Raw genomic sequence first — 14,420 nt, 5'->3', positions numbered from 1 at the left:
TGAAGGGCTCTCATGCGTGACGTGAACGAGGATCCGGCCTACGACGGCCGGCGGGCGGTCGCCGAGTCGATCGAACGGGGCGGCGGCGGACTCGACGTGGCCGGCCTGCTGGCCAAGGTGCGGGCGGCGGGCACGGCGACCGAGCCTGCCCCGGCCCCGGACCTGGACGGCCTGACGAGCACCATGGCCGCCGCGGTCGAGCCCGCCCCGACCCCGGCCGCGGCGCCGGACCCGGACCGGGAGGGCCGGACGACCGCCACCGTCGCTGCGGTCGAGCCCGCCCCGACCCCGGTGCACCCGGCCCCGGACCTGGACTCTCTCGCAGCGACCATCGCCGCCGTGGCCGGGCGCCACCTGCCCTCCGGCCGACTGGCACCCGACGCCGACTTCTTCGACGCGGGCGGCACCTCCGTCGACGCGGTGGAGCTGGTCGCCGAACTGGAGCGCGAGCTGGGCATCGAGGTCGACCTCGACGAGGTCTTCGCGGACGCCCGCCCGGCCAGCCTGGCCCGACGCTGGCTGCCGCTGGTGGGGGACGGGACGACACCGGCGGCTACGCCATCGCCGCCGCTGCCCGCAATGAGCACTCTTCCTGCCCCGGCACCCGCAGTAAGCGCCGTTGCCGCCTCGGCGCCCGCGGCGAGCGTCGAAGGTGGCTCGGTCCCTGTGGCGGGCATCGCCCCCAGCCCCGTCCCTGCGTCAAGCACGTTCGCTACCTCGGCGTCGGCGGCGAGTGTCCCGCCTGCCTCGGCGCCCGCAGTAAGCGCCGTTGCGGCCTCGGCGCCCGCGGCGAGCGTCGAAGGTGCCTTGGTCCCTGTGGCGGGCATCGCCCCCAGCCCCGTCCCTGCGTCAAGCACGTTCGCTACCTCGGCGTCGGCGGCGAGTGGCGTTGCTGCCTCGGCGCCCGCAGCGAGCGTCGAAGGTGGCTCGGTCCCTGTGGCGGGCATCGCCCCCAGCCCCGTCCCTGCGTCAAGCACGTTCGCTGCCTCGGCGCCCGCAGCGAGCGTCGTTGCTGCCCCGGCACCTGCGGCGGGCATCGCCCCCACCTCTGCCCCTGCCCCGAGCACCTTCCCCGCCCCGGCCCCGCACACCCCGCCCGCCGTCCCGGCCACCCCGTCCCGAGCCGGCGACTCTTCCTCCGCCGACACCCGCCACACCCGCGCCCGCCCAGAAGATCTCGACCAGATCCTGGCCGACCTCGCGCTCGCCGACCGGCTGCCGTTCACCGACGTCCCCGAGCCGCTGCCGCCCCGGCGGGTCCTGCTCACCGGCGCGACCGGCTTCCTCGGCAGCCACATGCTGCTCGACCTGCTGCGGCACAGCGACGCGCATGTGTACTGCCTGGTCCGCGCGGCCGACGAGGAGGCCGCGACCGCCCGGCTCGGCGCACAGCTGCGCAGCTACAAGCTGCCGTGGTCGTCCGAGGTGCGCCGCCGCATCACCGTCGTCCCCGGTGACATCCGCCATCCCCGCCTCGGCCTCACCGACGAGCAGTGGCACACCCTCGCGCACGAACTCGACAGCGTCGTCGGCGTGGCGGCCGCCGTGGACTTCCTGCGCGGCTACCCGTCGCTGCGCGGCAGCAACGTCCTCGGCGCGCTCACCCTCGCCGAACTCGCCGCCACCGGCCGCCCCAAGCCGCTGCACCACATCTCGTCCATCGCCGTGTTCAACGAGGTCGGCATCACCTCGATGGGCGAGGACGACCCCCTCGCCCACGTCGACCGGCTCATCTCCGGCTACGACCAGTCCAAGTGGGCCGCCGAGGTCGCCCTGCGCCGCGCCCGCGACCACGGACTCGTCGTCACCGCACTCCGCCCGGGCGGTATCGGCGGCCACACCAGGACAGGCGCGTACAACCCGCAGGACCTCAGCAGCGGCCTGATCTCCGCCTTCGGCCGCTTGCGCACCGTACCGGCGTTCCGCCACCTCAACGCGGCCCCGGTGGACTGGGTCAGCCGGGTCGCGGTCGCCGCGATCTGCGAGCCCGACGCCTGGGGCTTCGACTACAACCTCACCGGCGTGCCCAACACCCTCGACGACGTCGTACGGGACATGGCCCTGGGCGGTATGCACGTACGCGTCCAGGACTGGGACGAGTGGCGCACCGACACCCTCGCCCGCCTGGAGGCCGAGCCGGTACCCGAACTCGCCTTCCTCTCCCGGGTGTTGCAGAGTCCCACCGCGCTGAAGCTGTGCGAGGCCACCCTCAAGGGCCCCGCCGCCGGCGCCGAACGCACCGACGCCCTGGTCGCCGCGCTCGGCCTCACGCCCGCCGCCCGCTACGACGCCCAGGCCCAGCTGAAGACCTTCGAGCAGCTCGCCGGTGACGGCCTCGCCCGCCTCCCGCACAAGGACGACCAGCCCTACCTCTGGTTCGCCGAGACGACCGAGGGCGCGGTCGGCCCGGTCGGCACCGCCGCACAGACCCCTTGCTCGATGGCGCTGACCCTGTCCATCGCGAGCATGTACCAGCTGGTCAAGGAGCGCCGCGTGGACGTCACCGGCGAGGTGACCTGTGCCGCGATCCACCCCGATCCGCTGACCGTGGAACGCGGCGACGTCTGGGTCCGCCCCGACGAGGGCATCCCGCAGCAGCACGGCCTGCGACACCAACTCCTGCGCTACCGGCTGGCGTTGCGGGACGCGGACGGCGGCCTGTGGTGGCTGGAGGGCCGCAAGTACGCCCGGGCCCGCCGTGACCTGTGGCGGCAGACCCGTGCGCTCACGGTGGAGATCGGCCGCGACGGCGAGGCTGCGAGTCTGCTGGGCGAGGTCGTCGTACCCGCCGACTCCTACGTCCGCGACCAGATCGACGGCATCCAGGTCGACCCGCGCCTGACCGGCCAGGAGAAGCGTGCCGCCAAGCTGACCTGGCTCGCCTGGTTCGGCCTGGAGATGGGCCGCGGCCTTGTCGCCCCGTTCGCCCGGGCCGCCGCGGACCTGCTCGACCTGCGTCGCACCCCCACCCTCACGGAGCACCACCGATGATCTTCAGGACCACTCCCTCCCGGACGGCCCGGCCGGCGCTCCGCAGGGTCCGCACCGCCGCGGCCCTCCGCCCCCTGCGCCACCGCCTGGACCCGGCCCGCATGGAGGAGATCCCGTTCGGTACGAGCGACGGCGTCCGCCTCGGCCTGACCCGCGTGGACACCGGCGACCCGGCCCGCCCGGCCGTCCTGCTCCTGCACGGGCACACCGCCTCCGCCGACATGTTCCTGCTGCCCGAGACCCGCAACCTGGTCGACGTCCTGCTCGACGAGGGCTACGAGCCCTGGCTGCTGGACTGGCGGGGCAGCTGCCGGCTGCCGTACAACGAGACCGGCCGCCGCTACACGTACGACGACGTGGCGCTGTACGACATCCCCGAGGCCGTGGCTCACATCCGTGGGCGCATCGGAGAACGGCCGCTGTTCGTGGTCGCGCACTGCATCGGCTCGCTCACCCTCTCGATGAGCCTGGCGGCCGGGCTGGTCCCGGGCCTGGCCGGTGTGGTCTCCCAAGGGGTGTTCCTCACGCCGAAGCTGGGGGGCCGGACCTCGCTGCGGATGTCCGTGGCCGGGGAGCTGCTGAAGACCCGGATCGACCACATCCCGGTGGACTTCCGCAAGGTGGGCCTGTGGTCGAAGTACACGCCGCTGTTCGCACTGGCCTCCCGCAGGGCGAGCTGCCCGGACCCGACCTGCCAGATCCTGCACAATTCGGCCTGGGGCACGGGCGCTTCGCTCTTCGTGCACGAGAACCTGGACGGCGCCACCCACGACCGGCTCGCCGAACTCCTCGGCCCCGCACCGCTGTGGATCCTGCCCCATCTGCGCCGGATCGAGCTGGCCCGCAGCGTGGTGCGCTGGCACGACACCGACCACCGCTACCGGGCGCTGCCGCCCAACGCGCTGGACGCCGCCGCCCGCATCGACACCCCGGTGCTGCTCCTCGCGGGCAGCGAGAACGGGCTGTGGCTGGACTCGCAGCGGCTCTGCCACGAGGTGCTGGCCCACCGGCAGCCGCAGCTGGACGTCTCCTACGCCGAGATCCCGGGCTACGGCCACCTGGACACCTTCCTCGGCCGGGGCGCCGCCCTCGACGTGTTCGGGCACATCCTCGACTTCCTCGGCGGCCGACGGTGAGAATTCCTCGGCGAACGCCGGTGACGGCGGCCCGTACAGCCCGTTACCGTACCGGTCAGTAACCGGAACGCACCCCAGGAGGCCCCATGCCGCAGCTCGAAGTCGACGGAGCGGCCCTCACCTACGACGACGAGGGCCCCCGCGACGCCGAGGACGTGCCCCTGGTGTTCGTCCACGGCTGGACGGCGGACCGGCACCGCTGGGACCACCAGCTGGCGCACTTCTCCACCGGCCGGCGGGTGATCCGGCTGGACCTGCGCGGGCACGGCGAGAGCAGCGGGGCCGGGGTGCGCACCATCGCGGAGCTGGCGAGGGACGTCCTCGCCCTCCTCGATCATCTGAAGGTCGAGCGGTTCGTGCTGGTCGGGCACTCCATGGGCGGGATGATCTCGCAGACCATCGCCCTCTTGCACCCCGAGCGGGTGGAGCGCATGGTGCTGGTCAACTCCATCGGCAAGATGGCGTACAGCCGCGGCCGGGGCCTGCTCATGGCGGCCTCCACCCTGGTGCCGTACAAGCTGTTCATCGCGACCAACATCCAGCGGGCCTTCGCCCCCGGCCATCCGCGCGAGGAGGTCCGGGAGTACATCCGCGCCTCCGCCGGCACCCCGCGCGAGGTCGTCATGACGCTGTACGGCGCCATGCGGGCCTTCGACATCCTCGACCGCGCCGGCGAGATCCGCACGCCCACCCTGATGGTGCACGGCTACCACGACATCCAGCTGCCGGTGCGGCAGATGCTCCGGATGGCCAAGGCCTACCCGGACGCGGTCGTCCGCATCCTCGACGCGGGCCATGAGCTGCCCGTGGAGAAGCCGGCCGAGCTGACCGCGGCACTCGACGCGTTCCTGACCGTGAAGCCGTAGCGCCCGAGCCGCTTGGTGAAGTTTTTGCCCGTGGCCGGTTCCTGCCGACCCGGCCCGGTCGTACGGCGGTCCCTGGATCTCGCGCCGGCAAAACGCGGCCGAAACAGCGGGGGAGTGGGGGCCGTCCGCGTGACGTCCGCGTTGACCGCCGCGAGTGCCTGACGGAGGCTTCGTCATATAGGTGCTCGATACAACTGGTTCTGTGGTCGTCTTCCGTCCACCCAGGAATGCGCAGGTGAGCGAGGGGTCGGCCGCCGACCGGAGGCAGGAGGTAGCGCATGTGCGGCATCACCGGATGGGTCTCCTTCGACCGTGACCTGACCACCGAGTCGGCCACCTTGCATGCGATGTCCGAGACGATGGCCTGCCGCGGCCCGGACGACCGCGGGACCTGGGCCGAGGGCCCGGCCGCCCTGGGACACCGCCGGCTCGCCATCATCGACCTGCCCGGCGGCCGCCAGCCGATGTCCGTGCGCACCCCCGAGGGCACCGTCGCCCTCGTCTACTCCGGAGAGACGTACAACTTCACCGAACTCCGCCGCGAACTCGTGGGCCGCGGCCACACGTTCACCACCGACTCCGACACCGAGGTCGTGCTGCACGGCTACCTCGAATGGGGCGACGCCGTCGCCGAGCGGCTGAACGGCATGTACGCCTTCGCCGTGTGGGACGGCCGCCACGATCGGCTCGTGATGATCCGCGACCGCATGGGCATCAAGCCGTTCTCCTACCACCCCACCCCGGACGGTGTTCTGTTCGGCTCCGAGCCCAAGGCGATCCTCGCCAACCCGCTGGCCCGCCCGCGCGTGGCCCTGGACGGCCTGCGTGAGCTGTTCACCCTGGTCAAGACGCCCGGACACGCCGTGTGGGACGGCATGCGCGAGGTCGAGCCCGGCACCGTCGTCACCGTCGACCGCTCGGGTCTGCGCACCCGGGTCTACTGGCGCCTGGAGACCCGCCCGCACACCGACGACCGCGACACCACCATCGCCACCGTGCGCTCGCTCCTCGACGACATCGTGCGCCGCCAGCTGGTCGCCGACGTACCGCGCTGCACCCTGCTCTCCGGCGGCCTCGACTCCTCCGCGATGACCGCGCTCGCCGCCCGGCAGCTCGCCGGGCACGGGGAGAAGGTCCGCAGCTTCGCCGTCGACTTCGTCGGCCAGGCCGACAACTTCGTCGCCGACGAGCTGCGCGGCACCCCGGACACGCCCTTCGTGCACGACGTGGCCCGGCTCGCCCGCACCGACCACCAGGACATCGTCCTCGACGCCCAGTCCCTCGCCGACCCGGCCGTGCGCGAGAAGGTGATCCGCGCCCGCGACCTGCCGGCCGGCTTCGGCGACATGGACGCCTCGCTGCTGCTGCTCTTCCGCGCCATCCGCGACCAGTCCACGGTCGCCCTGTCCGGCGAGTCCGCCGACGAGGTCTTCGGCGGCTACCTCCAGTTCTTCGACGAGGACGTCCGCCGCGCCGACACCTTTCCCTGGCTGCTGCACTTCGGCCGCCACTTCGGCGACGACACCGACATCCTGCGGCCCGACCTGGCCAAGGCGCTGGACCTGGAGGGATACATCGCCGACGGCTACCGCACCGCCGTCGCCGCCATCCACCGCCTGGACGGCGAGAGCGACTTCGAGTACCGGATGCGGCAGATCTGCCATCTGCACCTGACCCGCTTCGTCCGGGCCCTGCTCGACCGCAAGGACCGGATGAGCATGGCCGTCGGCCTGGAGGTCCGGGTGCCGTTCTGCGACCACCGGCTCGTCGAGTACGTCTACAACACGCCCTGGTCGCTGAAGTCCTTCGACGGCCGGGAGAAGAGCCTGCTCAGGGAGGCCACCGCGGACGTCCTGCCGCGGTCGGTGTACGAGCGGGTCAAGAGCCCGTACCCGTCCACGCAGGACCCGCGGTACGGCCGCGCCCTCCAGGACCAGGCCAAGGACCTCCTGGGCCGGCCCTCCCACCCGGTCTTCGACCTGGTCGACCGGGAGCGGGTCCGGGAGGCCGCCGAACGTGATGCCCCGGTCAGCACCCAGGTGGCCCGGCGCGGCCTGGAGCGCACCCTGGACCTCGCCCAGTGGCTGGACCTCTACTCCCCGGAAGTGATCCTCAGCTGACGCCGAGGGCCCGGTCCGCGGCCGCCGCCGTCGGCTGCCACCACGTCGTCACGGGCTCCCACACCCGGACCTCCCGTCCGGCGCCGAGCTGCGCGGCGCTGAAGGGGCGACCCCACTGCGACGCCGATGCGGCCACCGTGATCGCGTTCGTCCGGCGGGCCTCCGGGTCCGCCGGGTCGGCGATGGTGCGCATGGCCGCGTAGGCGGTCCGGCCCGCCCCGAGCAGGTACGTGCCGCTGCCGCCCTGCGGCACCGGCAGCGCGGCCCCGTCCAGGTCGGCGAAGGTGACCGTGGGCACGCGGTCGACGACACAGGCGCGGGCGCCCCGGTTGGTCACGCTGACCCGCACCACGGACGGATCGCCGGCGGCGGCCTTCGCCCGCAGGGTGAGCGCCTGTTCCGTACAGCGGGCGGGCTTGGCGTGCCCCGCGGCGGCCTGGCTCTGCGGCGCGGCCAGCAGCAGGGCCGCGGCAGCGGCGAAGACGGCGGGTACGGAGATGGCGGCGCGGATGCGCATGGCGGGTTCCCTTGTCACGGTCGGGTACGGGCACGGCGGGCCGAGGCGCGCCTGCCTGGTGTGACGTCAGGGACGGCCGAGAGGTTGTGCCGGAATCGACCCTGTTACCCGCTTGCGCCGTTCCTGTCATCAGTTGGTGGTGTTCGCGGTGGAGCTCCAGGCGTCGGCCGGGCAGGAGCTGCCGCTGGCCGGCAGGGAGCCGTACAGCAGGAAGTCGTTGATCTTGCGGTGCACGCACTTGGACGAGGAGTAGCCGGTGTGTCCCTCGCCCTTGTTGTCGAGCACCACGGCCGACGGGCCGAGCCGGCGGGCCGTCTCCTCGGTCCAGCGGTACGGCGTCGCCGGGTCGCCGCGCGTGCCCACCAGCAGCATCTTGGCCGAGTGGACGTTCTTCACACGGTCGCGGATGAAGTCCGTGCCCTTGGGGCGGCCGTAGCACATCAGCAGCTGGGTGAGCCGGAAGCGGCCGAAGACCGGGGACGCCTCGTCGTAGGCAGCCCGCAGATTCTTCAGATCCTTGGCGATCCGTGCCGCGGTGGGCCGGTCGGGGTCGTCCGCGCAGTTGACGGCCATCAGTGCGGCCGGCAGGTTGTCCGTCGGGACGTCCTGGGCGTCCACGACCCCGCCGTCCTGCTTCTTCTCGTCATGGCGCTTTCCCTCGCCGTCCCGCCGCACCGGCACGGCGAAATCGCCGCCGGAGGAGAAGCTGAGCAGGCGCCGTGTGTCGCCGTCCTCGATCAGCAAGGCCAGCGCACGCTCCAGGGAGGGCCACAGCTCCTTGCTGTAGAGGGCCTGCCCGATGGCGCCCACCAGGTCCTGCCCGGAGAACGAGCCCCCGAAGTCCGTGGGCACCGGGTTCTCGTCGAGCGAGCGCACCAGCTGGACGACCTGGTCCCCGGCCGCCCGCGCGTCCTGTCCGAACGGGCAGGCGATGTCCGCCGTACACCAGTCCAGGAAGTCGTCCAGCGCCGTCTGCTGTCCCTCGGCGCCCGCCAGCCCCTGCTCGGACAGCGGCTCGGTCAGGGTGTCCACACCGTCCAGGACCATCCGGCCCACCTTATGCGGGAACTGCGCCGCGTACACGGCACCGAGCCGCGTGCCATAGGAGAAGCCGAGGTAGTTCAGCTTTTTGTCGCCGAGGGCCTGGCGGATGACGTCCATGTCCCGGGCCGCGTTCACGGTGCCTATGTGCGACAGGACCGGGCCGGAGTGTCTGGCGCACTGGCCGGCGGCCTGCCGCAGATGCGTCAGCAGCGCCTGCGGGCGGCTGAGGTCGGCATTGCTCTGCGTCGCCACCGATATCCCGTCCCCCCCGTCGCCACAGCTGACGGGGGAGGACTGGCCGATGCCGCGCGGGTCGAAGGTGACCACGTCGTAGCCGTTGGTCAGGTCCATGTACTGCTCGCCGCCGGTGGTGAGTTCACTGACGCCCGGGCCGCCGGGCCCGCCGAAGTTCAGCAGGACCGAGCCCCGCGACGGGCCGGTCGCCCGGTAGCGGGCCAGCGCCAGGTCGAGCGTGCCCGCGCCGGGGCGTGCGTAGTCGAGCGGGACGGTCACCTTCGCGCACTGGAGATCCTTGGGGGTGTCCGCGCTCTTGCAAGCAGCCCACACCGCCTTCTGCCGGTAGAAGCGGGACAGGTCGGGCTGCGGCCGGTCGGCCGCAGCCGCGGGCAGCCCGGCCCCGAGCAGCGCCAGGGTGAGCGCCCCGGCACCCGCGCAGCGCCGCACGACGGGTCGTGTGGACGACTTGGCCAGCATGGATCGCCTCCCGGGGCGCACCCGCTGCGGACCGGGGCGGCGCCCTCGATCACCATAAGCGGGCCCGGTGGGGGCCGCCTCCGGACGAGCGGGACGGCGCCCGATGATCTATCCTTCGCGCACTCCCTTGCGATTGGTGATCATTCGATTACTTTACGTGCGGTTCGAGTGATCATGACACCCGATGGGGTGAAACGCCGGAAAGGCATAACTCATATGGGTCGCCCGCGTTTTATCCGATGCGGGTGAGCGCCCGCGAGATGTCTGGAAGGCAGGGAAACCTATGAGACGGGCTACCCGAAACGGTGTGTTCGCCGTCGTGGCCGCCTCCGGCGCGATGGCCGTGGCGATGCCGGTGTGCGCGGCCTCCGCGGCCGACGGCGCCGCCGCCGACGGCTCGGCGGTCGGCTCGCCCGGACTGATCTCCGGCAACACCGTCCAGTTGCCGGTGCACGTTCCGGTGAACGTGTGCGGCAACACCGTCAACGTCGTGGGGCTGCTCAATCCCGCTGCCGGCAACGCCTGCGCGAACGGCGGCGGCGCCGACGAAGGCCGCTCGGCCACGTCCGGCGGCGCCTCGGCGCACGGCGACGCGCAGGATTCGCCCGGTGTGCTCTCCGGCAACGGCATCCAGCTGCCCGTCCACCTGCCGGTGAACGTCAGCGGCAACAGCGTCGACGTGGTCGGTGTGGGCAACGCGGCCGTGGACAACCGCTCCGCCAACACCTCCACCGCCACCCCGAAGGCGCCGGCCCCCGTCAAGAGGCACCCCGGCCCGCGCACCCCGCGCCCCGCCCCGCACCCGTCCGTGGCCACACTGGCCCACACGGGAACGGACCTGACCGCCCCCGCGGTCGCCGGCAGCGCCGCCCTCCTCCTCACCGGCGCGGTCCTGTACCGCCGTTTCCGCCCCGGCCGAGGACGCTGACCCCCCACCCGCCAGGCCCCACCGGACGCCGGCCCGGTGGGGCCTTCGGTATGCGCCGGGTCGCCTTGTGCGCGGTCGGCTTCCCGGAGGCAGCGGGCGCTCATGCCCTACGCATGCCCAACACCGCTTCGAGCCGGGCGGTTTGAGGCACGAAACGGCTGATCCGGACGTGGCGCGGGCCGGGTGTGATCGGCAAGGATGCTGCGGGCGCGGCCGCCGCACGGCGCCGTCCGGCAGTCCGACCCCCCCACGGAATGGAGCGCACCGATGACCTCTCCGGCCCCCCAGGACCTCGTCGTCACCCAGGCCACCCTCGCCGACTGGCCGGTGATCAGCGGGTGGGCGGCGGCGGAGGGCTGGAATCCCGGGCTGTCCGACGGTCCGGCCTTCTTCGCCCAGGACCCCGACGGCTTCTTCCTCGGCCGGGTCGGCGGGGAGCCCGTATCGGCCATCTCCGTCGTCACCTACGGCTCCGACTACGCCTTCCTCGGCTGCTACCTCGTCCGTCCCGATCTGCGCGGCCACGGCCACGGCCTCACCACCTGGAAGACCGCCCTGGCCCACGCCGGAAACCGCACCGTCGGGCTGGACGGAGTCGTCGCCCAGCAGGACAACTACCGCCAGTCCGGCTTCGAACTCGCCCACCGCACCATCCGGTTCACCGGCACGGCCGCCGAGACCTCGGCACCCGCCGGCGTCCGCCCCGCCGGGCCCGCCGACCTCGCCGCGCTCACCGCCTACGACAGCGCCTGCACCCCGGCCGACCGCCCGCGGTTCCTCGCCGAGTGGCTGACCGGCCCCGGCCACCGCGCGTTCGTCCGTCATGACGGCGACCGCCTCACCGGCTACGGCGTGATCCGCCCCGGCCACGACACCCTGCGCATCGGCCCCCTCTTCGCGGACACCGCCGACGACGCCCGAGCCCTCTTCGCCGCACTCACCGCCGACGCTACCGGCCGCGAGGTCGCGATCGACGTCCCCGAACCGAACGCGGCCGGCGTCGCGCTGGCCGAAGAGGCCGGATTCAGCGCCTCGTTCGAGACGGCCCGCATGTACACCGGCCGGGTCCGCGACCACGCCAGGGAGCGGGTGTTCGGCGTCACCACGCTGGAACTCGGCTGAGACGTCCGGCCGACGCGTGGTGCCGTGGCAGCGGAGGTGCAGGTCCCGCACCTCCTCGACCACCTCCGGCAGGCGCGGGTGCCGCCAACTCGGCCTTGCAGGAACCGAGTTGATCCGACGAGGCGACGTACGCGATGCGGCCGAGCCCCACCCGCCGACTCGAACGGCGCAGCTCACTGCCCTTCACCATGGCCTTCCGGCCTCCTCGCAGCATGGTCCCCGGACCCGCAGGCCACGGCCGCCGAGGGCGCCGCGACCACCCGATCCCCGTCCGTGGCCGCACCGTGCCGTACGGCAGGGAAAGCGTGCCGGCGCCCGAGGAGGACCGTCGCCAGCGCCAGCACGGCGGGCGGCAGTGTCGTCCACGGCAGCGCGCCGGGGCCCAGGGCGTCCAGGGCGAGACCGCCGCTCAGCGAACCCGCGGCGATCCCCGCGTTGTACACGGTGGTCTGCAGCGAGGTCGCCACGTCGGCGTCGCCCGGCCCGGAGACATCGACCAGCGCGGTCTGGATCAGCGTCGGTGCCCCGCCGAAGGCCACGCCCCACAGGGCTACGGCGCAGAACAGCAGCGCCTGCGCACCGGCGCCCAGGCCCAGCACCAGCAGGACCGTCACGAACAGGGCGAGCGCCGTGAGCAGGGTGGGCCGCAGGTGCCGGTCGACCAGCACACCGGTCAGCCAGATCCCGGCCACCGTGGCGCACCCGAACACCGCGAGCAGCAGGCCCGTACGGCCGTAACCGGCGTCCGCGGCGAACGGGGCGACGTACGTGTACATCACCTGGTGCCCCAGCAGCAGGAACAGCGTCACACACAGCACCGGGCGGATCCCGGGCCGTACGGCGACCCGGCCGAGCGGCACGCGCGCGTGCGGGGGTTCGCCGGGGAAACCGGGCACCCGCAGGCGCACCCACACCACGAGCAGCACGGCCAGGACGGACAGTGCCCCGAAGGCCGCCCGCCAGCCCACCGCACCCGCCAGCGCCGTACCGGCGGGCACGCCCAGGGACAGGGCGAGCGTGATCCCGGCGAGCACGACCGCGATGGCCCGGCCGCGCCGGGCGGCCGGCACCATACGGGCCGCGTAGCCGACGAGCATCGCCCACAGCGTGCCGCCCATGGCCCCGGCCAGCAGCCGGGCCGCGAAGGTGAGCAGGTACGACGACGACAGCGCGACCAGCGCGTTGCTGACCGCGAACCCCAGCAGCGCACCGCACAGCACCGGCCGCCGCGGCAGCCCGCGCAGCGCCGTCGTGAGCGGAACGGCGGCCAGGAAGGAGGCTGCCGCGTACGCCGTGACGAGGAAGCCGATCCGGGACTCGGCGACCCCCAGCCGGGGTGCCATCGCGGGCAGCAGACCCGCCGGGAGGAGTTCGGTCAGGACGGCCGTGAAGGCGGCGCTGGACAGGGCAAGCAGCCCCGACCACGGCAGCGGACCGCCCTTGACCTGGGAAGACAGGGACATGCGACCATGGTCGAACGTTGACATCAGTGTGCAGGCAAGCGCGGACCCTGGAGGCGGGGATGAGAATCGGCGAACTGTCCCGGCACACCGGCGTGCCCACCCGCCTGCTGCGCTACTACGAGGCGCAGGGCCTGCTCCACCCCGAACGCGCCGACAATGGCTACCGCAGCTACGCCGACTCCGCCGTCCAGGACGTCCGGCAGATCCGCGGCCTGCTGGACTCCGGCCTCACCACGGAGATGATCCGCGCGATCCTGCCGTACCTGTCCGGGCCCGACGAACTGCATCCGCCCGCCGAGTGCGTCACCCCGCAGACGGCGGCCCTGCTGCGGGCGCACATCGACCGCATCCAGGCCCGCATCGACTGCCTGGCCCGCAACCGCGACCGGCTCACCACCTACCTGTCCGTCGTGCGACCGGCCGGCGACAGCTAGGGCCGGTCCGGCGGATCATGCCGGAATCGCGGGGCCTGGCACGCCCGTCTGCACGCACCAGGCTCCGCTCACCTGTGCTGATGAGGCACCGTTGCCCGGAGCCGGCCTGATCCGCCGGGCAGGCCCTAATCCGGTTGCCCGGCCCGGGTGCGGATGCTGGAGTGAGGCCATGGATCACGCCGCGGTGCTCGCCCGCTACGACCAGGACATGCGCGAGGGCGCCCGCCCCGACGGGCCCGGGGCCCGCATCGAGCGGGACGGCGCCGTCGTGCGCCAGGTCGCGGGTGCGCAGGGCTGGAACGGCGTCGTGTGGTCCGCCCTGGACGCGGCGAGTGCGGACCGGGTGATCGGCGCACAGATCGCGTACTTCACCGGCCTGGGCCGCGACTTCGAGTGGAAGCTGTACGGGCACGACCGGCCGGTGGACCTCGCCTCCCGGCTCACCGCCGCCGGATTCCGGGCCGAGCCCGAGGAGACGCTCATGATCGGCGAGGTCGGCCGGCTCGCCCTGGACACCGAGCCGCCCGCCGGGATCCGCTTCGTGCAGGCCACCGATGCGGCAGGCGTCAACCTCGTCGTGGACGTGCACGAGAAGGCCTTCGGCACCGACGGCACCCGGCTGCGCCACCGGCTGCTCGACCGGTTGACCTCCGACCCCGGCACCGTCGTCGCCGTGGTGGCGCTCGCCGGTGACGAGCCCGTCAGCGCCGCCCGCATGGAGTTGGTGCCCGGCACGCGCTTCGCCGGACTGTGGGGCGGCGGCACCGTCGAGGCCTGGCGGGGCCGGGGCATCTACCGCGCCCTGGTCGCCCACCGGGCCCGCGTCGCCTCCGCCCACGGCTACCCGTACCTCCAGGTCGACGCCTCACCCATGAGCCGCCCGATCCTGGAACGCCTCGGCTTCCACGCACTGAGCACCACGACGCCCTATCTGTACGGGAGCTGAGGGGCGGCGGCGACACCCTCCCACCGGAGCCGGTCCGTTCCGGTTATTGCCGGGACTTTCTGTTCACCGAGCCGACATGCCATGTACCTTTCAACCAATCGACGCGTGTAGAACCCTCAAGCGGGTTCTACGCGCGCAG

Annotated in this window: 11 protein-coding genes; 8 read left to right on the top strand and 3 right to left on the bottom strand. The window is 73.0% G+C overall.

The features are described from left to right. The first annotated feature begins 12 nt into the window (after positions 1-12). The 4 genes from AQI88_RS15605 to asnB all read left to right on the top strand — a co-directional run bounded on the left by AQI88_RS15605 (position 13) and on the right by asnB (position 7,113). A complete protein-coding gene (locus AQI88_RS15605) occupies positions 13-2,991 on the top strand; it encodes a thioester reductase domain-containing protein (RefSeq protein ID WP_208615794.1) in 2,979 nt (992 codons plus the stop codon). After that, on the top strand, positions 2,988-4,127 hold the full coding sequence (locus AQI88_RS15600) for an alpha/beta hydrolase (RefSeq protein ID WP_066998510.1): 1,140 nt from the start codon (positions 2,988-2,990) through the stop codon (positions 4,125-4,127). The genes AQI88_RS15605 and AQI88_RS15600 overlap by 4 nt, the downstream gene beginning before the upstream one ends. An 86-nt stretch (positions 4,128-4,213) precedes the next feature. Beyond that, positions 4,214-4,993, top strand: a complete 780-nt coding sequence (locus AQI88_RS15595; RefSeq protein WP_066998507.1) for an alpha/beta fold hydrolase — start codon at positions 4,214-4,216, stop codon at positions 4,991-4,993. Between the two features lie 278 nt (positions 4,994-5,271). Further along, a complete protein-coding gene (asnB, locus tag AQI88_RS15590; protein ID WP_066998504.1) occupies positions 5,272-7,113 on the top strand; it encodes an asparagine synthase (glutamine-hydrolyzing) in 1,842 nt (613 codons plus the stop codon). On the opposite strand, the gene AQI88_RS15585 is transcribed toward asnB, so the two are convergent. Next, entirely contained in the window at positions 7,106-7,630 is a 525-nt protein-coding gene (locus tag AQI88_RS15585; RefSeq protein WP_066998496.1) for a DUF4232 domain-containing protein, read from the bottom strand. The two genes, asnB and AQI88_RS15585, sit on opposite strands and share 8 nt — an antisense overlap. 129 nt (positions 7,631-7,759) lie before the next feature. Further along, positions 7,760-9,388 (bottom strand): alpha/beta hydrolase, encoded by a 1,629-nt coding sequence (locus AQI88_RS15580; protein ID WP_066998493.1) that lies wholly within the window; start codon positions 9,386-9,388, stop codon positions 7,760-7,762. Positions 9,389-9,671: 283 nt separating this feature from the next. On the opposite strand from AQI88_RS15580, the gene AQI88_RS15575 reads away from it, so the two are divergent. Then, positions 9,672-10,316, top strand: coding sequence for a chaplin (locus AQI88_RS15575; RefSeq protein WP_208615793.1), 645 nt, complete (start codon positions 9,672-9,674; stop codon positions 10,314-10,316). Between the two features lie 267 nt (positions 10,317-10,583). Beyond that, on the top strand, positions 10,584-11,438 hold the full coding sequence (locus AQI88_RS15570; protein WP_066998486.1) for a GNAT family N-acetyltransferase: 855 nt from the start codon (positions 10,584-10,586) through the stop codon (positions 11,436-11,438). Between the two features lie 173 nt (positions 11,439-11,611). On the opposite strand, the gene AQI88_RS15565 is transcribed toward AQI88_RS15570, so the two are convergent. Then, entirely contained in the window at positions 11,612-12,901 is a 1,290-nt protein-coding gene (locus AQI88_RS15565; RefSeq protein WP_066998483.1) for an MFS transporter, read from the bottom strand. Positions 12,902-12,960: 59 nt separating this feature from the next. Here AQI88_RS15565 and AQI88_RS15560 point away from each other — a divergent pair, with 59 nt between their 5' ends. Then, on the top strand, positions 12,961-13,335 hold the full coding sequence (locus tag AQI88_RS15560; RefSeq protein ID WP_066998480.1) for a MerR family transcriptional regulator: 375 nt from the start codon (positions 12,961-12,963) through the stop codon (positions 13,333-13,335). Positions 13,336-13,504: 169 nt separating this feature from the next. Then, positions 13,505-14,281 (top strand): GNAT family N-acetyltransferase, encoded by a 777-nt coding sequence (locus AQI88_RS15555; protein ID WP_066998478.1) that lies wholly within the window; start codon positions 13,505-13,507, stop codon positions 14,279-14,281. The last annotated feature ends 139 nt before the right edge of the window (positions 14,282-14,420 follow it).

Source organism: Streptomyces cellostaticus, assembly GCF_001513965.1.
Lineage (GTDB): Bacteria > Actinomycetota > Actinomycetes > Streptomycetales > Streptomycetaceae > Streptomyces > Streptomyces cellostaticus.
Note: the sequence above shows the minus strand (reverse complement) of the source record. Positions and strands in the feature narration are given on the sequence as shown.